Annotated in this window: 1 protein-coding gene; it reads right to left on the bottom strand. The window is 65.7% G+C overall.

Going from position 1 to position 633, the window contains the following annotated elements; translation table 11 throughout:
• Positions 1–633: RnfABCDGE type electron transport complex subunit C (locus tag A6M56_RS17685; RefSeq protein WP_286758265.1), on the bottom strand; the 633-nt coding region annotated here is incomplete at both ends.

Raw genomic sequence — 633 nt, 5'->3', positions numbered from 1 at the left:
GAAGCATTGCACGCCCAGATCGGTGGACCGTTTGGCGGCCGGAACTTCTTTGCCGGTCAGCACACGGATCAGTTGCTTGGCACCACCGGCCGGGTACAAGGTCGGCACCGGGATGACTTCGAAGGTCTCGCCGACGGCCTGTACGGCAGCCCGCATGGCAGCGGCGGCTTCCGGCTTGTTGTCCTCGATGCCGATCAGCACCCGTTTCGGCTGCAGCAGGTCGCGGAAGATGCCGATGCCCCGCACGACCTCCTCGGCGCGTTCGCGCATCAGCATGTCGTCGCAGGTGATGAAGGGCTCGCATTCGGCACCATTGATCACCAGTTCTTCCATCGGCACGGATTTCGAGGCGGTCAGCTTGCCGTGGGTCGGGAAGACGGCGCCGCCCAGGCCGACGACGCCCGCCTGTTGCAGGCGTTCGCGCACCTGTTCGGGCGTCAGGGCAAGGTAATCAACCGGTTCCCGGGCAATCCACTCGTCCTTGCCGTCCGGTTCGATGACCACGCATAGCGCGTCGAGACCCGACGGGTGGGGCTGCACGTGCATGGCAACCGCGACGACGGTGCCCGAGGTCGGGGCGTGTACGGCAGCGGAAATCCAGCCATCGGCTTCGCCGATCAGCTGGCCTTTCAG

It is taken from the genome of Ralstonia sp. RL, assembly GCF_001683835.1.
Lineage (GTDB): Bacteria > Pseudomonadota > Gammaproteobacteria > Burkholderiales > Burkholderiaceae > Ralstonia > Ralstonia mannitolilytica.
Note: the sequence above shows the minus strand (reverse complement) of the source record. Positions and strands in the feature narration are given on the sequence as shown.